Origin of the sequence: Shewanella sp. SM73, assembly GCF_025653795.1 — a bacterium.
In the GTDB taxonomy this organism is placed as follows: domain Bacteria; phylum Pseudomonadota; class Gammaproteobacteria; order Enterobacterales; family Shewanellaceae; genus Shewanella; species Shewanella oncorhynchi.
This window is the reverse complement of record NZ_JAKKRY010000001.1, coordinates 502,918-525,876: the sequence shown is the minus strand read 5'-3', so window position 1 is coordinate 525,876 and position 22,959 is coordinate 502,918. Positions and strand designations below refer to the sequence as shown.

Below are 22,959 nucleotides of genomic sequence, written 5' to 3'. Positions count from 1 at the left end.
TAAAAAGCAATGCTTTATTCTTGAATACGTTCAAGTTTGGCAAGGTAAAAGCCATCAAAGCCGCTATCGGCTGGGCTGATACTTTCATCCTCAATCAGGCGAAAGTTGGGGTTCTCGGCTAAAAACGCATCCACTTGACCGCGGTTCTCGCAAGGGAAGATAGAGCAAGTCGCATAGACGACTATGCCACCGACTTTGACCATGCGGCTGTAACTGCTCAAAATGTGTTTTTGCAGTTCCATTAACACGGGTAAACGCTCTACGGTATCACGCCATTTTGCATCGGGATTACGCTTTAATACACCCAAACCAGAGCAAGGCACATCAAGCAATACTCTATCGGCACTGAGCTTTAAGCGTTTAATGGTTTTACTGCTGCCGATAACACGGGTTTCGACATTGTGTGCCCCATTACGACGGGCGCGTTCCTTAAGTTTGTCGAGTTTCCATTGCTCCACATCCATGGCCAACAAGCGTCCTTTACCCTGCATTTGCGCAGCTATGTGTAAGGTTTTACCGCCCGCACCCGCGCAAGCATCGATCACTTTCATGCCAGGTTTAGCATCAAGCGCCGCCGCCACGCGCTGAGAGCCCGCATCTTGCTGCTCGAATAAGCCATCTTTAAAGCTTTGGGTACGGAACAAGGCAGAATCGGAGGTCACTTCAAGGGCGGAATCGACCCCATCAACACAGAGCGTGCTCACAAACTCGGCGGCAAGCTTAGCGGCCAGTTCATCACGAGTCACCTTAAGGCCGTTAGCGCGTAAAAAACGTTTCGGCGCTGTACTTAACGCGGCGCGCTCTTTTTCCCAAGACTCACCTAGTTGCTCACGGCCCATAACATCGAGCCACTCAGGGCAACCGTCCCACAACACCGGCTTAGTTTTCGCTTGCTCGGTGCGCTCAGCTAAACGCACCTCATCAACTTGCAGCGAATATTGCATTTTAGGCAATTCAAGCCCATGGAATAAATGCCAAGCATTAAGCAATTTAGAGCCAAAACGCTCCATCTCATCTGGGCTGATTTCCGCCAGATAACAATATAAATTTAAACGACGTAGGATATCACCCGTCGTTAATGCGATACGCGCCTGCTCTGCGGGTACTAATTGCAACCCAGAAAAATGCTGAGAATAGGCCCGATCTAAGGGTTTTCCTTGGCTCAGCACCATAGTTAAGATACTGATCACTAATTCGTTCGAGCTGGCAGAAAGCGGAGAATTCAACATTTAAAAGGTCACCATGAATGATAAAACCGGAGGATCATAGGAGGTCAGGCCCTAATACGCAAGCGCACTGGCGCCGAGTTAAGGTTAAAGCCATAAAAAAAGCGATCCTAAGATCGCTTTTTTGCCACAGTCAGTTTAATCCATTACATTTTTGAGCCTTTAGCCCCGTAGAACAGGATAAACCCATAACAAATCACGGGCAGAATAAAGGCGAGCTGAACGCCAAGATTATCCGCTAACATGCCCTGGAATAAAGGCAAAATCGCGCCGCCCACAATCGCCAAACACAGAATGCCACTGCCCTGTGAAGTGTGTGGACCTAAATCACGAAGTGCTAAGCTGAAGATCGTTGGGAACATAATCGAGTTAAATAACCCCACCCCAAGGATTGCCCACATAGCAATGCTGCCACTGGTTGTCATCGCTGCAACCACAAGTAGTGCCGCCATAAAAGCATTAAATGCAAGCACTGAGCCTGCTGGTACTTTTTGCATCACCACAGAGCCAATGAAACGTCCCACCATAGCGCCACCCCAATAATAGGCGATGTAATGGGCGGCTTCGGCTTCTGGCATACCCGCTATATGGCTTTCACCTAAGAAGCTGACTAAAAAGCTACCGATAGACACTTCTGCGCCGACATACACGAAAATACCTACAGCGCCGAGCACTAAGTGCTTGCTTTTTAAGGCACTGGTTTTACCTAGATGGGTCTGAACTTCACCTTGAACACTTTCATCATGCTCACGGATCACAGGTAAATCTAACTTCGCAAAAATCAGCGCTAAAATTGCCAAGGCGCCAGAAAGTAACAGGTATGGCAGTTTAACCACTTCTGCTTCAGCACTCGCTTGGGCTAAATCGCCTGATACTGAACTGGCAACAGAAAGAATTAACATAGCACCAAAAAACGGCGCGACCGTTGTGCCTAAGGCGTTGAACGCTTGCGTTAAATTCAAACGACTCGACGCAGTTTCGCTACTGCCTAAGGCATTGACATAAGGATTAGCTGCCACTTGCAGGATTGTGATGCCGGATGCCAAAACAAATAATGCACCGAGAAACAAGTTGTAAGTAGCGAGGGCCGCCGCAGGATAAAACAGCGCACAACCAATACTTGCAATCACGAGACCAGTAACAATTCCCTTTTGATAACCCAGCTTTTTCACTAAGTTACCCGCAGGGATTGAGACTAGAAAATAAGCACCGAAGAAACAAAACTGGATCAACATGGCTTGAGTATAATTTAGTGAAAACACCGCTTTAAGATGCGGGATCAGAATATCGTTCAAGCAGGTGATAAAACCCCACATAAAAAACAGTGAAGTCAATGAGATCAAGGCAAAACGATAACTGCCCGACCCATTTTCGCCAGTGCTGCTCGTGTAGCTACCGGTATTAATTGATGACGCCATAGTTATTCTCTCTGTATGTTTTTATTATCAGGAACTAATTAAGGTTACATTCCCCATGGTGCCCGTGGGCGGGTTTATATCAAACTGTGGGCTTGGGATCCCGTATCTATAACACTTCAACCGAATAAAAATGAATCATTTTCACTTTAACACTGCATAAAAGCTGGTAAATGCCGAAAACTTCAGCTGATTGTGTTCTATTTGTGCGGTTTTAAGGCCGTGTCCCGTCAGCGACTCACTGATTTCAAATGCAGAGAAATCAAACTCGACCTCGGTATCACCTAAATTGAATCCCACGAGCACTTTTATATCGCCTAAGGTGCGAACAAAGGCCAAAATGGGCTCCTTTGTATCAACAAATTTAATATCACCTTCAACTAACACTGGGTGTAACTTACGCCAAGCCAGAAAACGTCGATAACCATTGAGCATGGAATCAGCATCCGATTCTTGTACATCCACAGCTAACGCTTGGTGCGCAGGTGGAATTGGCAGCCAAGGAGAAATATCACTAAAGCCACTAAAGTCAGCGCCTTGCTGCCACGGCATTGGCGTACGGCAACCATCACGCCCCTTAAACATAGGCCAAAATGTTTTGCCAAAGGGATCTTGCAGCTCATGGTATTCAATTGGCGCCTCAGTTAGACCGAGTTCTTCACCTTGATAACTACATATACTGCCGCGCAGCGAACTTAGCATGGCATTGAGCATTTTGACCATGTCTGAATTCTGCTTACCTTGCCCCCAACGACTCGCTACGCGCTGCACATCATGATTGCCGATAGCCCAACATGGCCAGCCATCACCTATGCTCGCTTCCAAAGCCTCTACGGTTTGGCGAATATAACTTGCGCTGTAATCATCAGTCAGCAGCTCAAAACTGTAGGCCATATGCAGGCGATCTTCGCCCTTAGTGTAGGCAGCCATTACCGCCAAGGAGTCTTCGGCTGAGACTTCGCCTAAGGTCACCGCTCCTGGATAGCGATTGATGAGCTTTCGTAAATCTTCAATAAAAGCGATGGTTTGCGGACGGTCATTATTGTAGTAATGGTATTGATAGGCGTAAGGGTTATCTTCACTGAAACCACGGCCCTGACGTTTATCCTTAGGCTTTGCCGGATTATCCCTGAGCAGTTCATCGTGATAACAGAAGGTAATGGCATCTAAGCGGAAGCCATCTACCCCCTTTTTAAGCCAAAATTCAACGTTATCCAGCACAGCTTGGCGCACTTCGGGATGATGGAAATTAATATCGGGCTGACTACGTAGGAAGTTATGTAAATAGTATTGCTGTCTGCGCGGTTCCCACTCCCAAGCACAACCGCCAAAAATCGCGAGCCAGTTGTTAGGTGCTGTACCGTCTTCCTTAGGATCGGCCCACACATACCAATCCGCCTTGGGATTCGAACGGTTTTCGCGGCTCTCAATAAACCACGCATGTTGGTCCGAGGTATGACTTAATACTTGATCAATAATGACCTTAATACCTAAACCGTGGGCTTTTTCAATCAATTCATCGAAATCATGCATAGTGCCAAAAAGAGGGTCAACTTCGCGGTAATCACTGATGTCGTAGCCAAAATCTGCCATAGGAGATTTAAAGAAAGGTGAAATCCAGATGGCATCGACATTGAGACTCGCAATGTAATCCAGCTTTATAATAATGCCGCGTAAATCCCCGACGCCGTCACCATTGGTATCTAAAAGGCTACGCGGATAAATTTGGTAAATCACAGCACCACGCCACCACGTTAACTCACTCATTGTTGCCCCTTTATCATTATTCTACAGCGAACTTTCCCTAACACACTCAAGCAAACAGTTATCGTTTTGTTACTGCAGAGTAAAGTCATCGCGGCTTCTTTTGTGTTACCGAGCATACGTGAAGAGGGAAATAAGGTTCAATACACCTGCATACGTATGCAGAAAATGCAGCCAATAGTCACATGGCATCACAATGAAATTTACTTTTTATTAACAGTAACTTGATTACAAAATAAAATCATTTTATTCCCTGAGTTCACCCTCTATCACAGTCTATTCTTAACTCTGCTAGATATTGAATACGTATGCACTCTGTTGTTCAGCTAAGAAACTCGGGAGTAGTATCTTCACCGTTGCATAACAATTTGGTCATAAACGCAGCACTTATGCAGTCAATTAAGCGCCCATATACCAAAAAAGGCCGCAAAAATAACGCGGTGATAACGATAAAACGCTCTACAAAGCGATAAAGCGACTCCAAGGGGAAGAGAGATATGATGCGATTTAAACCCAGTTTGCTAACCTTAGCGCTCATCGCCGCAGGTGCCAGTATGCACTCCTATGCGGCAGATGAAGTGACCACAGATAAGGAAGCAAAAGCAAAAGAAGCTGCTATTGAGGTTATTGAAGTTAAAGGCTTTAGAACCAGTGTCATCAAATCACTAAATGATAAACGCTTTGGAGATACCGTCTCTGAATCGATTTCAGCAGATGATCTTGGCGCCCTCCCCGATCAGTCAATCGCAGATGCACTGACTCGCTTACCAGGCGTGACCGCAGTGCGCACTGGTGGACAAGCAAGCGGCCTCAATATTCGAGGTCTTGATGGTGATTTCGTCTTTGCAACGCTTAATGGACACGAACAAGTGACAACGGGCGGTAAACGCGCGATTGAGTTTGACCAATATCCATCCGAATTAATTAGTCAAGCCGCCGTCTATAAAACACCAAAAGCCTCGCTGATTGAAGGTGGCGTCGCCGGTACGGTAGAATTAAAAACCGCAGATCCCTTAAAAAGCGACAAAGACCAATCATTTAATATCAATGCTCGCGGCAGTTTTAATGACAGAGCGGATGAGATTTCCGATGCCGATCAATATGGCAACCGTCTTAGCTTTGCCTATCAAGGCAAATTCCTTGAAGATACACTCGGTGTGGCGCTAGGCTATGCCCATTTGTACCAACCTTATGTTGCCAGTCAATTCATTGGTTTACGTTTCAACGACGATAAAAAAGATGTCAATGGCGACGGTGCTGCCGAATCAATCAGTGAAGGTTTTGAGTTACAGCAAAAAGGCGGTGATGATACACGTGATGGTTATATGGCTGCTATCCATTGGCAACCAACAGACAATCTCAGTGTAAAAAGTGATTTATTCCATTCAAAATTCACTTCCGAAAACTTTGCCCGAGGCTTTCGCGTTAAGTCATTAAAAAACGGTACTATTAGTGATGCGGTTGTCGAAAATGGTTCTATGACAGGCGGAACGGTATCAACTGATGGTACTGATAACTTTGCCGTTTTTGTGATTAACGATAACGACTCAAAATATTCAGAACTGACATCAGGCTCAGTCAATATTGAGTGGAATAATGGCGGCGCATTAACTGTCGCAGGTGATGTGAGCTATTCAAAAGCCGATGGTGAGTTCGTCAACGGCGGCACTCGTGCCGTTTTATATGATGATATAGGTAATGAAGTACGCTCAGCCGAATCAATTAATTATCAACTACATGGTTTAAGCCCAGCCGATGTCAGCTTTTCAAACGACTATACCAATACCGCGACCTTGGGTTTAAAAGAAGTGGGTATGTGGCCATACGATCAACAAAATGATCTTGTCGCCTACAAGTTAGACTTTAACTATGCATTAGATTCTGGTTTCTTAACTTCAGTTGATTTTGGTCTGCGCTACTCAGAACGTGAGTTTAATGCGCAACGTTCACAAGCCGGTTATGGTTTTGAATTTGGTAAAAACCCAACTAACCAGCTGGTGCTTCAAATGAACACTGACATGACAAATGTCGTCAACTTTGGCGGTGAATTATCAGGCTACCCTAACTTCCTTTCCGTTGATTTCAACAAAGCCATTGAGCTGGTTAACGCGCAGTTAGCGGCAACAGGACAATCCCCTTTCACCCCGACAGCAAATTGGTCTAATAACTGGACCATGATCCAAAGCGGTTCGGTCAATGAAGATGTATTAGCTGGCTATGTCCAAGGTAATCTCGAGTTTGACTTAGGCGATATGAAAGTCACGGGTAACGTGGGCGTGCGTGTTGTTCAAACAGATCAAAGCAGTAAAGGTCTACAACAAGTTGGCTATGGTCTAGGTGAAGCGATTACTGATGAACTTGGCGTGATCAGTACCGATTATATCCGTAACGAGATAGGTAAAACCTATACCGATTATTTACCGTCACTCAACTTAACTTTCCACCTCACTGAAAATGATCAACTGCGCTTTGCTGCAGCCTCTGTGATGTCACGTCCTCCAATCGACAAGCTAAAGTCAGGCATGGGATCTTGGTATGACGATTCTGCTACTCCGGGATACAAAAAGTACAATGCTTGGGGTAACACCAGTCCTCTACTCGATCCGTTCTATGCCGATCAATACGACTTATCTTACGAGCACTATTTTGAAGATTCTGAAGGTGCGGTTGTCGTAGCCTTGTTCTACAAAGATATTAAATCCTTTATCAACAATTTTACAATCCAACCATTTGATTTTGAAGGTAATGGATTTATCGTCCCCGATACTATTATCGATAATGGTGTTGAATTCCCAGTAGTAAAAGATGAAGGTCAATATCAAACTGCAATCAACAACGACAATGGCGGCTACATTCGTGGTGTTGAGTTAGGTTATACCCAAGTCTTTGATTTCCTACCATCGCCACTCAGCGGTCTTGGCTTCACTGGCAGCTACTCGTATTCAGACAGTGAAGTGGAATTTACCACAGATTTAAGTGGTTCAAACTTAACCATTCCATTACCAGGTTTATCAGAAAGCGTACTCAACACCACCTTGTTCTATACTCTGGACGGTTTCGATACTCGCGTCAGCATGAGATATCGTAGCAGCTATGTTTCAGAACAAGTGGCAGTTGAATCACAACTTGCTTTCTTCGATGCCGAAACGATTGTGGATTATCAAGCTTCATACGCTCTGGAAAATGGACTTAAGTTCTTATTCCAAATTAATAACTTAACTGATGAACCGAACAAAACCTATTTTGGTGAAGAACATCAGACAGGAACAATCCAATACTTCGGTAGACAGTACTTCCTAGGGTTAAGTTACTCTTTATAAACTACCCCAAATAAAGCCTGCTTCAATTAAGAAGCAGGCTTTTGCTTATGTAGATTTCAGCATTTCTAACATTCATCATGCCAGCACGTTTTACTTATTTCTCTTTAAAAGGCTTACATTATGATCCGTCAAAACCTAATGATTGCGCTTTATTTATGCTTGGTTTGCTCTTCATTTAATACGGCCTATGCAAACACCTTTGAGCCAGATATATCGACGGACGTTAAGCTTGAACCCGCTTTTTGGTGGGGGGGAATGCAGAATCCTGAGTTACAGCTGATGCTGTATAGCCGCGAACTTCCAAGCTTACCGCAGCAGATTAAGGTTGATATACAAGGAAAAGGCATCACACTTAAAAGCCTTGAGCACACTGATAACCCTCACTATCTGTTTATCAATTTAGATCTGAGCCAAGCTGCGCCGCAAACCTTTGAGCTAATAATTTCCAACACTGACTCGGCTTCAAAAGCCGACACGCCTCTTTATCGCCTGCCCTATACGTTGCAAGGGCGTGCTAAGGGCAGCCGTGAGCGCCAAGGATTTAGCTATAAGGATGTGATTTACCTTATCACGCCGGACCGATTCGCCAATGGCGACACGAGTAATGACAATCAAGCCGACATGTTAGAGCAAGTCGCAGCTAACTCTCCCAGTAATCTCAACTATCCCGATGCTCGCCATGGCGGCGATATAGCAGGGATCAGCCAGCACTTAGCATATCTGGCAAAACTTGGCGTGACTCAGTTATGGATCAATCCGCTGCTTGAGAATAATCAAGCCCAGTATTCATACCACGGTTACTCAATTACCAATTTATACCGCGTCGATCCCCGCTTTGGCAGCAACGAAGATTATAAAGCCTTAGTCGCTAAGGCTAACAAGCTTGGCCTAGGGGTGATTAAAGATGTTGTGGTGAATCATATCGGCTCTAACCATTGGTGGCTCAACGATTTACCTAGCCAAGACTGGCTGAACGATGCCACAAAAACGCAGCTACATAATCGCAAATCCAAGCCTGACTTGATGCAGTCTGCCGATACTAAATCCAGTGCTATTAAATCCAGCGTTACCAGCCCCCGTTTCACCAGCCATAGGCGCACGACAGTGCAAGATCCCTACGCGGCAGCGCAAGATCATATTGATTTTGTCGATGGTTGGTTTACCGACACTATGCCAGATCTAAATCAAAGCAATCCAAAACTGGCAACCTATCTTATCCAAAACAGTATTTGGTGGGTCGAGTACGCAGGACTTTCGGGGATACGTGAAGATACTTATTCCTACGCCGACAAAGGGTTTCTCGCTAAATGGTCTAAGGCCGTAATGGCTGAGTACCCAAATTTTAATATTGTTGGCGAAGAATGGACCGCAAACCCCATCACAGTGTCCTATTGGCAAAAGGGCAAAATCAATGACGATGGTTATACCTCAGATTTACCCAGTTTGATGGACTTCCCGCTATACGAAAAATTGATTGCCAGCCTTAATGAGCCAGAAACCTGGGATACGGGTTTTATTAAGCTTTACGAGATGTTAGCCAACGATGTTGTGTATGCTGATCCCAGTAAGCTAGTGCTATTTGAAGGCAATCACGACACCAATCGTATCTTCAGTTTAGTGAAAGAAAATATAGACTTATACAAGATGGCCCTCACCTATGTGCTGACCGCCAAACGTATTCCGCAGCTGTTCTACGGCACTGAAGTCTTGATGACCAGCCCAACCGAAGGTCGTCACGATGGTGTTGTGCGCAGTGATTTCCCCGGCGGCTTTGCCAACAGTGCCATTAACGCCTTTACGGGCAAAGGACTGAGTGAACCTCAACAACAAGCGCAGCAATTTGTCAGTACGCTACTGAATTACCGTAAACAATCCCTTGCGCTGCAATCGGGTGATTTACTGCACTTTGTGCCGCAGGATGGCATCTATGTACAATTTCGTTGCTTATTGAATGACCCATTATCAGCTGAACAGAAAGCCGAAGCACTTAAGTCACTAACTCAACACAATTCTCAAACCCAACACAATGCCTGTACTCAGCCCTCGGCCGATAAAGTCATGGTGATTTACAATAAAAATGACAAAGCAGTCACGCTAGATGTAAACCGCTTTGCCAGTGTACTTGGCGATAACCGCGCCGCTACAGATATCATCAGTGGCAACACAGTTTCACTCAATCAAGCGCTAGCATTGCCCCATGCAGGGGTCACTATACTTGAGTTTAAAGCAAGACCGCAGCTAAATACTGGCTTACCTAGCCGTCAGACCTCTAATCACATGAGTTACTCAGCTAGCGATTTAACTCAGGCTCAAACAACTCACCCAATCAAAAACTCAACCCTAAAAGGAATTCAGTCTTGAGCTTTTTATCGCCTATCTATTCCCGAGTGACTCAGTGCCCCCAAGCGGCTAAATTTCCCATAGTGGCTTTACTTATAACCCAAGCAGCGAAAGCCCAGCAGCGCCGACAGTCATCACTCAGCTTATGTTTAAACGCTCTATTCAGTGCCTCTTTATTAACTGCCTCGCTTTTTAGCTTATCGGCTGATGTGAATGCATCGGCGCTGACGCTTGATAATGAGTTACTGCCAAAGTCTGAGAGTGAGGTTATGACGCTTAAACCTGTGGTGTATCAAATCTTTACTCGCCTTTATGGCAATAAAAATCCAACCAACAAACCTTGGGGCACGATTGCCGACAATGGCGTCGGCAAATTTAATGATATCGACGATGTTGCACTCAATAGCATCAAGGACCTAGGCGTTACCCATGTGTGGTACACGGGCGTTCCCCACCATGCATTGATTGGTGATTACAGCGCGATTGGCGTGAGTACTGATGATCCCGATGTGGTCAAAGGACGCGCGGGCTCACCCTACGCAGTCAAAGATTACTACAACGTCAACCCAGATCTGGCGGTCAATCCCGCCAACCGTTTAGCCGAGTTCGAAGCGCTCATTGCCCGTACCCATCACCACGGCTTAAAGGTGATTATCGATATAGTGCCAAACCATGTGGCGCGCCATTATCAATCCGTTAGTAAACCCCAAGGCGTGCGTGATTTTGGCGAAGATGATGATACCAGTCTGGAGTACGCCAAAAACAACAACTTCTATTACGTTGTTGATAAAGTTGATGTTAATAATGGCTCGGAGGGGGCAAAGGGAAAAGCGCATGCCTTTGAAGTGCCAAGCTTACCCGCAGGACTTAAACCGCTGGGCGGAGAAGCTCACCCCTTAAGTGACGGCAAATTCAACGAATTTCCCGCAAAATGGACTGGCAATGGCTCACGCTTAGCCAAGCCCGATGCCAATGATTGGTACGAGACCGTTAAAATCAATTACGGCGTACGCCCCGATGGCACCTATGACTTCCCTCGCCTGCCAGCCAATTTCGCCACTTTAACGCAGGCGCAGCATTACGCTTTCTGGCAACAACACTTAGCCGAGCTCCCAAGCTCTTGGATTAAATTCAATCAGATTGCCCAGTATTGGCTAGCGAAAGGGGTCGATGGCTTTCGCTATGATATGGCCGAAATGGTGCCAGTGGAGTTTTGGAGCTATCTCAACAGCCAGATAAAACACACAAATCCCGATGCCTTTATCTTGGCCGAGGTCTATAACCCCAAGCTGTATCGAGATTATATCCAACTTGGCAAAATGGATTATCTGTACGATAAGGTCGATCTTTACGACACCCTAAAAGCCGTAATGGCGGGTAAAACCAGCACAGCTAATATCGCGGCAGATCAGGCAAAAGTGCAGGATATTGAATCTCACATGCTGCACTTTTTAGAAAACCACGACGAGCAACGTATTGGTAATGCGGCATTTTTAGCATCGCTACACACAAATAAGCCCACGGCAACCCAAGCCGTTAATCCACACTATGCCCTACCCGCTATGGTAGTGTCGGCAACGATAGGTACTTCACCGACGTTAGTGTATTTTGGCCAAGAAGTGGGAGAAGCCGCCATCGACAACCCAGGATTTGGTCATGCATCACGCACCAGTATTTTTGACTATGTTGGCGTCCCCGCCCATCAGCGCTGGATGAACAATGGCAAGTTTGATGGTGGACAATCAACCGTAAAGGAAGCCACTTTGCGGGCTTATTATCAAAAATTACTGAACCTAAGCACAGGTAAAAATGTACCGGCGCTTTTAGGAGAATATTACTCGCTCGATGCCGCCAACCGCAGCGCACAAACCGCCACAATGGATACACATGGCAGCGCAACGGGTTATGATGACTGCACTTTTGCCTTTGTGCGCTTTGAGGAAAATACGGCCAATAAAACGGGCCAAAAACTGATTATTGTGAATAACTTTAATCAAACCCAAGCAAAGCCATTATCCCTTAAGCTGCCAAAGCCACTTATCGACCAATGGCAGTTAACGGATGGGACCTATCCACTTAAGGATTTGCTGGAAGACAACAAAGCGCAGTTGGTTGTCAAACAAGGTGAAGGACAAGTTCAGATGCAACTTGCACCGCTGTCTTCAGCCATATTCGAGCTGGAAGATTAAACGAGCAAAAAGCCTAGGTGAGCTAAAAAGTGAAATCGACCGATAGCGTCACGCTAAACTGTGACGCTATCTTTTTTTAACCGTTATACTCTCAAACCTTTCTATCTTATTTGATCACCCTTTAAAAATCACAAAGGAAAGCGATGTTACTCGGCATTCACCATGCAGCGATTATTTGCAGCGACTATCAAAAGTCCAAACACTTTTATGTAACCATTCTTGGCCTTACCGTGCTTGCAGAGCATTTCCGTGAGGCACATAAGTCCTATAAACTTGATTTACAACTGGCCGATAAGAGTCAAATTGAGTTATTTTCATTCGATAATCCACCCAAACGACCAAGCTATCCCGAAGCCTGTGGACTTAGGCATCTCGCCTTTCGCGTAGCATCGATTGAAACCGCCATCGAACATCTTCATAGCCATCACATTACCGTTGAACCCGTCCGCATTGACGAATACACAAGCAGAAAATTCACCTTCTTTAGCGATCCCGACGGCTTACCCTTAAAGTTATATGAGCTATAGCACGAGTGAAATAAGGCAACATCACAGCAATAAGATGAATAAAGCTTAATTACGCTAAGGGATGGTCAGCATTAGACTCAATAAAACGACGCAGCCGTTTAACCAATAGTTTAAGTAATCGATTGACCAATTTGGCGCTGTGATAAGGTCAAAGCCTACCTAGGCTAACCATTGAGGAACTCAAGATGTTTGATAATCCAGCATTATTACTATGGAGTTTAGTCTTTAGCCTCTTTGGTCTTGGCTTTTTCACCTATGGCAAACGCCAAGGTGCACCCATCCCCCTCGTCGTTGGGATAACCCTGATGCTCTACCCTTATTTTGTCAGCAACCTAATCTTACTCGTCTGCATCGGCATAGCACTCATCGCGCTACCGTATTTTGTGAAGTTGTAACAAGCGATCTTTGTCATAGCTAGATTGAAAAGCTCATATCTATCAGAGCAAAGAGGACTTATGTCTTACTCGACAAAATGACCTTATTCCACTATCTATCACTGGTCATGACTTTACTGGCCAAGCCAATAAGCAACACACCTGATATCCCCTCTAAGGCTCTCGAATAACGCAGGGAATTGGGGCGACTAAATACCCAGCTTCCTGCCGACGCATAAAGGACGTTACACAAGGTCGCTAACAAACTGAAAATAAGACCAAGGGTTAACAGCTGAATTGACGTTGAACCCGCTAACGGGTCAATAAACTGCGGCAAAAAAGAGAGGAAAAATAAAGCGACTTTAGGATTAAGTACACTAACGACAATGCCTTGGAAAACTACGTTGCCGTTTGGTTTGCTATTGTTATCAACCACAATTTTATTATTGCCACGCCACATTGATATTAACGCTTGAATGCCTAAATACACTAGATACGCGGCCCCTAACCACTTCACAATACTAAAAGCCAACGCTGAACTGAGAATGATGGCAGATAATCCCAAGCTAGCAGCAAGCGTGTGAACAAAATAACCCACACCTAAACCCATCGCAGCTTTAAGCCCACTGATCATTTTCCCTTTCATTGTGTTAGATACAATGTAGATGACATCAGGTCCAGGGATAAGATTGATAGCAAGGCAAGCAACTGCAAACAGTAATAGTGAATTTAAATCCATTTAATTTTTCTCCTTGTTAAACGCGTAATCTATCGCGCCGCTTAAGTGGTGTCCGACGCAATACCGCAGCCTCTGTAAACCACTTTAAAAAAAAATCAAAACGTTAACTACAAGTAAATTGGTAACCAGAACCTGTGCTCAACTTTATATACTTTTTGCTCACGTCTTGATTCAAAGCAAACTTCAATTTGCTCATCCTTAACGATCTTAATTTGCGCTTAATTTCTTTATTCACGGCAAATCGTTAAACGGCGCATCGCAAAAATGCCCAATAGTGAAAGTATTAATAAAGATAAGCTGCCACCGCCGCTGTAACCTTGTTTATGTTCTATGGTGGCGACGTGCTCTTCCTTAACCCGAGTTTTAAAACGGGCAAGCTCGTCATCTAAATTGACTATCATGTCGTTCACCGCAAGATCAAAGCCCTCGTAAGATTTCTCTCTTAGGGTTGTCGTCACGCCAACAGCGGTTGAACTCTCAGTTAACTGATTAATACCTGGCGCCCTAAATAACATCTTCTGGCTACGCATATCGAAAACGGCTGTATCAACAAAGGTTTGAATCGCATTTTCATTGCCGGGGATTAAATACATGCCCACGATAGTCCAATAAAGAATGGCGGATTTGTTCTCGTGGCTTTGCATCAATTGATCGTAAGAAACCAATGACATCACATCAACATCATGCAGGCGAGCAACCTGCTGCAAGGTTTCAAAACCTTTACCATTTTTAAGATAGGTACTTGGGATCACTTCGATACGATCGATATAGTCATATTTGACAAAGGATTTTTTCACCTTATCAAGTAATGCCATCTGAGTTCGGCTATCAATTGCATCGGCTTGCCAATGGGACGAAGGCAAGAAAGCGATGCCGACGGTAATCGGTAAACGCAGCACAGGTAAGGATGGCTGCTGGGCTTGGCGACTCTTCTCATCGGGGTATAGATATTCAACTAAGCTACTTGATACCGCATTTTTCTCCGTAGTATTACCGTTAAAAAATGCACTACAACCACCCAGTGAAAGCATTGCGAATGAGGCTATACTACAGGCTAATACCTTAAGTTTCATTTGTTTCCCTACCGTATCCATACACTTGCTGTTAATGATGAAAACTGAACCTACAACTAATGTAGATTTTGGGTTACCTTATCCATTCATCAGAGTAAAAACAAGCTGTTATGTTCACATATCACAGCATTAATCTTCCTTGATTAGATTTTAAATACAAAAAAGCCGCACTATAAATGCGGCTAATCAATAGGTACGACCATTCTCTAAAATACAACTTAAGTCAAAAGTTAAGCGTATTTACGCACTTTTTTAAGGGCGATTTGTTGTTTTAGCATGGATAAATGTTCGATAAATACTTTGCCATGCAAATGGTCGATTTCGTGCTGCAACACTATGGCTAAAAACTCATCGGTTTCGATTTCGATAGCTTTTCCAGTTCTGTCTAAGGCTGTCACTTTAACTTTTTCAAAACGTGACACTTTAGCGCGATAACCTGGGATAGACAGACAACCTTCTTCACCGACGAACTCACCTGACTTTTCAACAATCTCAGGATTAATCAGCACTAAAGGCTGGTCGCGACCGTCAGATAAATCGATCACGATAATGGCATCTGTACTGCCGACTTGAGTTGCTGCTAAACCGATACCATCGTCCGTGTGATACATGGTTTCGATTAAATCATCGATAAATCCCTGAACAGCTTCAATATCTTTTACAGGTTGCGCTTTACGTTTAAGGCGCTCATCGGGAATAGTTAGAATATCGAGTACAGCCATGCCAGTTATCTTCTCTCATCGAGTCAAAAAAATTGGCGCTATTATGGACTATTTGACCATTTACACAATATTTAAGCTAAAAACAGTTTAAATATTTTGTTAGTAATCGAGCTAGCCGATAAAAATATCGAGAAGTGCTTAATCCTTTAAACGTCAAATACCCTCTCATCTTCCGCTAAGCCATGCTTTACCGTTACACTAGCGTGAACTCATCAAGCAAAATTTTTTGAGCGTGATTCTTTGTGAGTCATACCAATCGTATTAAATATCTGTTCATTCAGCGGGAATTCAACGCGCTTTAGACAAGGCGAAGGCTTGAAGGCATAGTGGTGCTCTGTCGAAAGCCTTAAACGCAGTATAAAGCATTTTGAAACCCGCCCTTTGGGAGCCTCACAGGTATCCCACTCCGGTGTTGCATTGACTTAAAAGAGAATAACCATTTCTGCGTCAATGCGCCTGGGATTTAAATACCTGTGAGGCTTTGAACTGATTAGATATTTAATGTGATTGGTATCAATACCATTAAGCTGAGGGTTAACAATTCAATGGCATCGTTCCCTAAAGAAAAATCACCACTTTATCAATACCTTGAACAAGATAAACAGAGTGTAGCGAGAAAACAGCCCCAAACGGTGGACTTGTCTCCTATGGCGAAAATCTGGCATATCGTCGCCATGATCCCGCAGGGTAAAGTCAGCAGCTATGGCAAAATTGCCGATTATGCAGGATTACCGAGACGAGCGCGTTATGTGTCAAAAGCGCTGAAAGCAGCTCCCGAACATTTGTCACTCCCTTGGCATAGGGTACTCAATAGTCAAGGCAAAATATCCTTCGAGAAAAATTCAACCTTCTTTCAAGAACAGATGGAATTATTAAGAATTGAAGGGATAACAGTGAACTGCGGCAAAATTAGTTTGTCTGAATACGAGTGGCGCCCGGATCTGGTGACTTTAGTCATGGCAATGCCATTTTAGTTTAATATATTGATCCATAAACTATTTACATCTCTATTTACAGAAACGACGTCCTCGGCTATAACCTGCTTACAGTCGATCCGATAATTGATTTATGCTCAACTGATTGACCCAGAACTGTGTAAGTAAGCATGCTACTCGACACTTTTTTATCAACCACTACCGACAATTCTGTAGTGATACAAGGTGAAAACCTGCGACCCAAGGAGCATTCTTTGCGTACCATTCCCACATTATTAGTGAGTTTTACCGTCCTCACTCAAAGTATGTTTGCCATGGCAGCGCCAACGCCGCTAACACCGCAGACGGCCGAATACCAAGTCAACTATGGAGACATTGAATTAGGAAAAGCCAAATACACGCTACCCAATCCCGAAGATGGCGTGTTTAAGTATCGTTTTGATAGCGATCTCAGCCTGTTATTGTTAACCGATGTGCGTCACATCTTGAGTGAATTTACTCAAAATGATACGCAGCTCAGTCCTTTGCGTTACTTACAACAACGCCAAGGTGTCGGGCCTAATTACACGGAGCAAACCGCATTCGCCAAAGCTCAAGGCTTTATTCATACCCGTTACAAAGATGAAAAAGGCAAGTTTCCCTATGATGATAAAATCTTTGATCCTCTTATGGTGCAGTTGCAATTTAGGCTAGATATGATGGCGGGCAAAGAAGTGCTCGACTATAAGATGGTCAAGGACAACGAAGTCGATGAATACAAGTTTCATGTGATCGGTAAAGAACGAATGAACATCGACAGCGGCAGTTACGACACAGTCAAAATTGAAGTCGTGCGTGACAATAAAAAACGTCAAACCTTCTTCTGGATGGCGCCTGACTTAGCGTATTTGCCCGTGCGTCTAACTCACTTTGAAAAAGGCAGTAAGCAGCTCGATATTAAGTTACTTAAATATCACTTCGATGAAGTGCCGCACCAAGAAACCATACCTGCAGACATTGCAGAGAAACCGCTAGTGCCTAAACTGCTCGGCACGACTGAAGGTTAATCGGTAAGGCATTGAGTTAAGATGTATAAACTTAACCCAATGATACAAAGCCTTAGCTTCACAATACTGAACTAAAGCCAAACTCATATCGAATAAAGCCCAACCGAACTAATATCTAACCGAACTATATTTAACTGAACTATATCTAACTGAACTATATCTAACTGAACTTAGGGCCTACCTCTAAGTTCAGTTAATGTTCATCGCTAATGGTTCATCACTGATTGCTAGAAGGTATGTTAGATACTGACTCGAACTTTTTAATAAAGTGACCTGAACAAAACAAAATCAACCGTAAATCCGCTCGCCCTCATTATTTAGCTCAACGGCATAGCATCAGAGATCGATTAACAGCTCACCCAATCTAAACAGCTTCCAGTTACCCGGCTGCATAACGCGCCACTGTTCATTTTCGGTCAAAGGGCGAGTCGCAATCACAGTCACCACATCATGGGCGGTAGTTTCCTTATCAAAATCAATCACCACATCGGTATCAATAAGTTTCGCTTTACCAAACGGCGCGCGGCGAGTGATGTAACATAAGTTATTACTGCAATAGCTCATTAAATGCTCGCCATCGCTCAATATCATGTTGAACACACCTAAGGCACGGATTTGCTCGGCCAACGTCGCGACAAAATGGAACACAGCCAACATATCTTCAGGTTTAGTACCGCCAAACTTCTGGGCGACTTGTTCCAAAATCCAGCAGAAAGCAAGTTCGCTATCGGTATCGCCTACGGGTTGATAGCGCGAGACATGAAACTTGGGCAGATAGTCCGTCAATTGCCCATTATGGGCATAGGTCCAATAACGTCCCCATAATTCGCGGGTAAAAGGATGAGTATTCTCTAAAGACACACAGCCGCGATTAGCCTGCCGAATATGGCTTATCACCACTTCACTTTTAATCGGGTAGGATTTGATCAATTTTGCAATATGCGATTCGCTACTCGGGCAAGCATCTTTAAAAGTACGGCTACCTTTCCCCTCGTAAAAAGTAATACCCCAGCCGTCCACGTGGGGACCGGTTACACCACCACGTTGTGCTAATCCCGTAAAACTAAACACAATATCGGTCGGCACATTGGCGCTCATCGCCAGTAACTCGCACATATTTCTCGCCTATCATCAATCAAAAAACTACTTATTGGCATTGTAACTAGTTGATGACATTTGTGGAATGATCAAAGCTGACAAATAATTTAAACAATTGTTTGAAAAATACTTGTATTAAAATTCTCTTAGGTTTAACTTTTATGCGACACAGGTCTGACCACAAACTATAATTGTGATCGCAATCAATAAAACACTCTATGACCTGTGGTTGGCACTCGGTCATATTTAAGGAGAATTACAGTGACTACCCTACTTTGGATCATCGCCATGATCTTAGTGCTAGGAGCCCTAGCTTACCTTCGGGTATCTTTGCTCACTGCCACTATTACAGCCGCTGTTGTGATGACAGCTGGATGGACACTCGATGTTGTCGGCCCTATCTCTTGGATCGTTTTCCTCGTGATCGCGCTGCCGTTAAATATCAGTGCATTTAGACAAAATGTGATCAGTCGTCCACTGATGAAGGTATATCGCGGCATAATGCCCGAAATGTCTTCAACAGAGAAAGAAGCGATTGAAGCCGGCACCACTTGGTGGGAAGCGGATCTGTTTGCGGGTAACCCGAACTGGAAAAAACTCCATAACTACCCAGTTGCGCGTTTAAGTGCAGACGAACAGGCCTTCCTCGATGGCCCTGTTGAAGAAGTGTGCCGCATGGTGAATCAACATCAAGTGTCACATCAACTTGCCGATCTGCCTGCCGACGTATGGCAATATCTGAAAGATCATGGTTTCTTCGCCATGATCATTAAGAAAAAATACGGCGGTTTAGAATATTCAGCTTATGCCCAATCTCGCGTGTTACAAAAACTGGCTGGCTTAAGCAGTGAATTGGCTTCAACTGTTGGCGTACCTAACTCTTTAGGCCCTGGAGAGCTGCTGCAACATTACGGCACGCCAGAGCAACAAAACCATTATTTACCGCGTTTAGCCAAAGGGTTAGAAGTCCCTTGTTTCGCTCTGACCAGCCCAGAAGCCGGTAGCGATGCAGGCTCGATTCCTGACTTTGGTATTGTGTGTAAAGGCCAATGGGAAGGTGAAGAAGTTCTGGGGATGAAGCTGACTTGGAACAAGCGTTACATCACTTTAGCCCCTGTCGCGACAGTATTAGGCTTAGCCTTTAAACTGCGCGATCCAGAGCATCTCCTTGGCGATAAAGAAGAACTCGGCATTACTTGTGCTTTGATCCCTACCGATGTGGAAGGAGTAGAAACGGGTCGTCGTCACTTCCCGCTCAACTGCATGTTCCAAAACGGTCCGACTCGCGGCAACGAAGTATTCGTGCCATTAAGCTTCATCATTGGCGGCCCGAAAATGGCTGGTCAAGGCTGGCGCATGCTGGTGGAATGTTTGTCAGTGGGCCGTGGTATCACACTGCCATCAAACTCAGCTGGCGGCGTGAAAACCGCAGCGCTGGCAACAGGGGCTTATGCTCGCATTCGTCGTCAGTTCAAATTGCCTATCGGCAAGCTTGAAGGTATCGAAGAGCCAATGGCACGCATCGGCGGTAACGCTTATCTGATGGATGCGGTAACCACGTTGACCACTACAGGTATCGACTTAGGTGAAAAACCGTCGGTTATCTCTGCGATTGTGAAATATCACCTGACCGACAGAATGCAGAAATGCGTTATCGATGCCATGGATATTCACGGCGGTAAAGGCGTGTGTCTTGGCCCCAATAACTATTTAGGCCGTGGCTACCAAGCTGCGCCTATCGCAATTACTGTTGAAGGTGCAAACATCCTTACCCGTTCTATGATCATCTACGGCCAAGGCGCGATTCGTTGCCATCCGTATGTACTCGCAGAAATGGAGTCAGCGTTTGATACTGAATCGGGTCAAGGTTTAGCTAACTTCGATGCGGCAATCTTTGGTCACATTGGTTTCGCGACCAGTAACTTCATCCGTAGCTTCTGGTTAGGTCTGACATCAAGCCGTTTCTCTAACGCGCCTTATTCAGATAAAACTAAACGTTATTATCAACAGATGAACCGTTTCAGTGCCAACCTTGCCCTGCTTTCTGACTTAGCCATGGCAACTTTGGGCGGTAACCTAAAACGTAAAGAACGTATCTCTGCCCGTTTAGGTGACTTACTGAGCCAACTGTATCTGGCATCAGCCACGCTGAAACGCTATGAAGATGAAGGCCGTCAAACCGACGACTTGCCATTAGTACAATGGGCAGTTGAAGATGCGCTATACAAGCTACAAGCTTCTTTAGACGATTTACTGGATAACTTCCCTATGGGCCTTGGCGGCGCATTACGTGTGGTGATGTTCCCATTCGGTCGTCCACTGAAACGCCCAAGCGATGTGTTAGATCATAAAGTCGCGAAGATCATGCAAACACCGTGTGAAAGCCGTAACCGTTTAGGTAAAGGCCAGTTCTGGACTAACTCTGAGCACAATGCTGTGGGTATCCAAGAACAAACACTACTCGACATCATCGCGTCTGAACCGCTGCATGACAAAGTCTGTAAAGCGAGTGGTAAACGTCTACCATTTATGTGGTTAGATAAAGTTGCCGCAGAAGGTAAAGCCTTAGGTGTGTTAAGCGATGCCGAAGTGCAATTACTGGAAAGAGCGGAAATTGGTCGGATGAAGTCAATCAACGTTGATGACTTTGACCCAGCAGAACTTCGTCCAGAAGTGGTTTCAACCACTTCACAGGAACGTGCTGCGTAATCCACTCAGTAAGATTTAAACCACAAAAAGGAGGCTAATTAGCCTCCTTTTTTATTCCGATGGCAGGGCGTGCCACAACTAAGTGAATTTGGTTGAGTTACGACCTCGACTTTGACTTTGACCAATGCTTTCATTGCTCAGTATGACTGAACAGTACTATGCAAATGACATTACTATCAGTCCATTGATAAAAGAATACCATGTTAGTAAGCCGCTGACATGCCACTTTAAAAACTGTTCAGTTTTTAAACCTGTAGGGCTTTAGAGCTAATTCAGCCTTAACACTCTTCATCACTCAGGTCTTCAAAGTACCAGTAACCGAGGTTCACCCACTCAGTAAGCTGCTTAAGCAAATCGGCATCGGCTAACCAGGGGGCTAAGGCGGTTTTATCTAACTGATTGTTATCACATAGTAGTGGGATCACCTCGGCCAATTCGGCTGAAAGCAGATACTTATCACCATTAAGATACACAACGCCTTGTCCCACATTGATATCAAAATACAAACAACGCAGTCCGCCGAGGCGAATAAGCGGCTGCTCATCGAGCCATGCGAGCACTTCGTCTTGCGTGATGTCCAACGGCTCATCGGGTAAATCGAGGGCGCATTTAGATTGAGTTAAATAGCGGCCCGAAAACTCGCTCACCAGTTCATCGGTTAACATATTAGTCAGTTGCGTGCGTAACCGCGCTAAATCGCGATTATCGACACAACCACTGCGCGTTGTCAGCTCGCGGTCTGGATCTTCAATCTGCTGTGCGCCTAAATCTTGCTCAGACAGATGATCGGCCAAAGCACTTACCATATCTTTGGCGGAAGCTGTGCGATAACCTACTGAAAAACTTAAAGACTGTTCTAAGGTTATACCGTCATGGGGGAATCCTGGGGGAATATAAAGGATGTCGCCGGGCAATAACTCAGTATCGATAATCGGTTCAAAAGCTTCTGTGTGCAGCAAAGCGGGATGGGCGGCAAACTCTTTGTGCGGCCCCAGATCGCCTACGCGCCAGCGGCGACGTCCCGAACCTTGGCAAATAAACACATCATACAGATCGATATGCGGCCCCACGCCACCGCCAGGAGTGGCAAAACTCACCATCACATCATCTAAACGCCAGCGCGGAATAAAATCAAAACATTGGATCAGGGCTTCTGCATCGGGCACCCAGTTGTTCAAGGCTTGCACGATCAAAGTCCAATCCCGTTCACCGAGATGATCGTAGGAATCAAAAGGGCCAAATTCAGCCTGCCATTGCCCTGCCTGTTGGTACACTCGCCGAGATTCCACCAGCTCATCCATGGCTAAGCCGGCTAACTCTTCGGGCGAGATTAAATCTTGAAAATGTTTGAATCCTTGGCGGATAACCAAAGGTTTTTTCTGCCAATATTCTGCTAAAAATTGCGCGGGCGTTAAGCCATTAATATCGAGTTGCATGGGTCGCTCACAAACCAAACTGTTATTCATAGAGGTAAATGCTAAC

The 22,959-nt window shown here is 44.9% G+C and carries 16 protein-coding genes; 8 read left to right on the top strand and 8 right to left on the bottom strand.

The window, feature by feature from the left end; genetic code table 11:
* Positions 1–14 precede the first annotated feature (14 nt).
* The 3 genes from L5M51_RS02340 to L5M51_RS02330 all read right to left on the bottom strand — a co-directional run bounded on the left by L5M51_RS02340 (position 15) and on the right by L5M51_RS02330 (position 4,408).
* Entirely contained in the window at positions 15–1,229 is a 1,215-nt protein-coding gene (locus L5M51_RS02340) for an RsmB/NOP family class I SAM-dependent RNA methyltransferase (protein ID WP_263161069.1), read from the bottom strand.
* 143 nt (positions 1,230–1,372) lie between these two features.
* Positions 1,373–2,644 (bottom strand): sugar MFS transporter, encoded by a 1,272-nt coding sequence (locus tag L5M51_RS02335; protein WP_263161068.1) that lies wholly within the window; start codon positions 2,642–2,644, stop codon positions 1,373–1,375.
* A gap of 141 nt (positions 2,645–2,785) precedes the next feature.
* Positions 2,786–4,408: an alpha-glucosidase family protein gene (locus L5M51_RS02330; protein ID WP_263171413.1), complete on the bottom strand. Its 1,623-nt coding sequence runs from the start codon at positions 4,406–4,408 to the stop codon at positions 2,786–2,788.
* Positions 4,409–4,902: 494 nt separating this feature from the next.
* Here L5M51_RS02330 and L5M51_RS02325 point away from each other — a divergent pair, with 494 nt between their 5' ends.
* The 5 genes from L5M51_RS02325 to L5M51_RS02305 all read left to right on the top strand — a co-directional run bounded on the left by L5M51_RS02325 (position 4,903) and on the right by L5M51_RS02305 (position 13,176).
* Positions 4,903–7,725 carry a TonB-dependent receptor gene (locus L5M51_RS02325; RefSeq protein WP_263171412.1) on the top strand — a complete coding sequence of 941 codons (2,823 nt, stop codon included), beginning with the start codon at positions 4,903–4,905 and terminating at the stop codon, positions 7,723–7,725.
* Between the two features lie 120 nt (positions 7,726–7,845).
* Positions 7,846–10,086: a glycoside hydrolase family 13 protein gene (locus L5M51_RS02320; RefSeq protein ID WP_263171409.1), complete on the top strand. Its 2,241-nt coding sequence runs from the start codon at positions 7,846–7,848 to the stop codon at positions 10,084–10,086.
* A complete protein-coding gene (locus L5M51_RS02315) occupies positions 10,083–12,254 on the top strand; it encodes an alpha-amylase family protein (protein WP_263145785.1) in 2,172 nt (723 codons plus the stop codon). Before L5M51_RS02320 ends, L5M51_RS02315 begins: the two co-directional genes overlap by 4 nt.
* A gap of 143 nt (positions 12,255–12,397) precedes the next feature.
* Complete coding sequence (locus L5M51_RS02310; protein ID WP_263145788.1) at positions 12,398–12,781, top strand: VOC family protein; 384 nt, start codon at positions 12,398–12,400, stop codon at positions 12,779–12,781.
* Positions 12,782–12,966: 185 nt separating this feature from the next.
* Positions 12,967–13,176, top strand: a complete 210-nt coding sequence (locus tag L5M51_RS02305) for a hypothetical protein (protein ID WP_113939622.1) — start codon at positions 12,967–12,969, stop codon at positions 13,174–13,176.
* Between the two features lie 91 nt (positions 13,177–13,267).
* Here the strand turns inward: L5M51_RS02305 and L5M51_RS02300 are convergent, their stop codons facing one another.
* The 3 genes from L5M51_RS02300 to def form a co-directional block, all read right to left on the bottom strand.
* Positions 13,268–13,894 (bottom strand): LysE family translocator, encoded by a 627-nt coding sequence (locus tag L5M51_RS02300; RefSeq protein WP_131525774.1) that lies wholly within the window; start codon positions 13,892–13,894, stop codon positions 13,268–13,270.
* A gap of 227 nt (positions 13,895–14,121) precedes the next feature.
* Positions 14,122–14,967: a rhombotarget lipoprotein gene (rhlP, locus tag L5M51_RS02295; RefSeq protein WP_263145790.1), complete on the bottom strand. Its 846-nt coding sequence runs from the start codon at positions 14,965–14,967 to the stop codon at positions 14,122–14,124.
* Between the two features lie 230 nt (positions 14,968–15,197).
* Positions 15,198–15,689 (bottom strand): peptide deformylase, encoded by a 492-nt coding sequence (def, locus tag L5M51_RS02290; protein ID WP_011789520.1) that lies wholly within the window; start codon positions 15,687–15,689, stop codon positions 15,198–15,200.
* Between the two features lie 545 nt (positions 15,690–16,234).
* On the opposite strand from def, the gene L5M51_RS02285 reads away from it, so the two are divergent.
* Both L5M51_RS02285 and L5M51_RS02280 read left to right on the top strand, forming a co-directional pair.
* Complete coding sequence (locus tag L5M51_RS02285; protein WP_263171406.1) at positions 16,235–16,663, top strand: MGMT family protein; 429 nt, start codon at positions 16,235–16,237, stop codon at positions 16,661–16,663.
* 215 nt (positions 16,664–16,878) lie between these two features.
* On the top strand, positions 16,879–17,670 hold the full coding sequence (locus L5M51_RS02280; RefSeq protein ID WP_105252420.1) for a DUF3108 domain-containing protein: 792 nt from the start codon (positions 16,879–16,881) through the stop codon (positions 17,668–17,670).
* Between the two features lie 336 nt (positions 17,671–18,006).
* Here the strand turns inward: L5M51_RS02280 and L5M51_RS02275 are convergent, their stop codons facing one another.
* Positions 18,007–18,786: a class II glutamine amidotransferase gene (locus tag L5M51_RS02275; protein ID WP_212600585.1), complete on the bottom strand. Its 780-nt coding sequence runs from the start codon at positions 18,784–18,786 to the stop codon at positions 18,007–18,009.
* A 243-nt stretch (positions 18,787–19,029) separates the two neighbouring features.
* On the opposite strand from L5M51_RS02275, the gene fadE reads away from it, so the two are divergent.
* Entirely contained in the window at positions 19,030–21,477 is a 2,448-nt protein-coding gene (gene fadE, locus L5M51_RS02270) for an acyl-CoA dehydrogenase FadE (RefSeq protein WP_028760048.1), read from the top strand.
* A gap of 278 nt (positions 21,478–21,755) precedes the next feature.
* On the opposite strand, the gene L5M51_RS02265 is transcribed toward fadE, so the two are convergent.
* Positions 21,756–22,913, bottom strand: coding sequence for a cupin domain-containing protein (locus tag L5M51_RS02265; protein WP_263171405.1), 1,158 nt, complete (start codon positions 22,911–22,913; stop codon positions 21,756–21,758).
* Between the last annotated feature and the right edge of the window lie 46 nt (positions 22,914–22,959).

Bases quoted from the DNA above. Each gene is read 5' to 3' on its own strand.
- L5M51_RS02340 (WP_263161069.1), bottom strand. From the start codon at position 1,229: ATGTTGAATTCTCCGCTTTCTGCCAGCTCGAACGAATTAGTGATCAGT.
- L5M51_RS02335 (WP_263161068.1), bottom strand. From the start codon at position 2,644: ATGGCGTCATCAATTAATACCGGTAGCTACACGAGCAGCACTGGCGAA.
- L5M51_RS02330 (WP_263171413.1), bottom strand. From the start codon at position 4,408: ATGAGTGAGTTAACGTGGTGGCGTGGTGCTGTGATTTACCAAATTTAT.
- L5M51_RS02325 (WP_263171412.1), top strand. From the start codon at position 4,903: ATGATGCGATTTAAACCCAGTTTGCTAACCTTAGCGCTCATCGCCGCA.
- L5M51_RS02320 (WP_263171409.1), top strand. From the start codon at position 7,846: ATGATCCGTCAAAACCTAATGATTGCGCTTTATTTATGCTTGGTTTGC.
- L5M51_RS02310 (WP_263145788.1), top strand. From the start codon at position 12,398: ATGTTACTCGGCATTCACCATGCAGCGATTATTTGCAGCGACTATCAA.
- L5M51_RS02305 (WP_113939622.1), top strand. From the start codon at position 12,967: ATGTTTGATAATCCAGCATTATTACTATGGAGTTTAGTCTTTAGCCTC.
- L5M51_RS02300 (WP_131525774.1), bottom strand. From the start codon at position 13,894: ATGGATTTAAATTCACTATTACTGTTTGCAGTTGCTTGCCTTGCTATC.
- rhlP (WP_263145790.1), bottom strand. From the start codon at position 14,967: ATGAAACTTAAGGTATTAGCCTGTAGTATAGCCTCATTCGCAATGCTT.
- def (WP_011789520.1), bottom strand. From the start codon at position 15,689: ATGGCTGTACTCGATATTCTAACTATTCCCGATGAGCGCCTTAAACGT.
- L5M51_RS02285 (WP_263171406.1), top strand. From the start codon at position 16,235: ATGGCATCGTTCCCTAAAGAAAAATCACCACTTTATCAATACCTTGAA.
- L5M51_RS02275 (WP_212600585.1), bottom strand. From the start codon at position 18,786: ATGTGCGAGTTACTGGCGATGAGCGCCAATGTGCCGACCGATATTGTG.
- L5M51_RS02265 (WP_263171405.1), bottom strand. From the start codon at position 22,913: ATGCAACTCGATATTAATGGCTTAACGCCCGCGCAATTTTTAGCAGAA.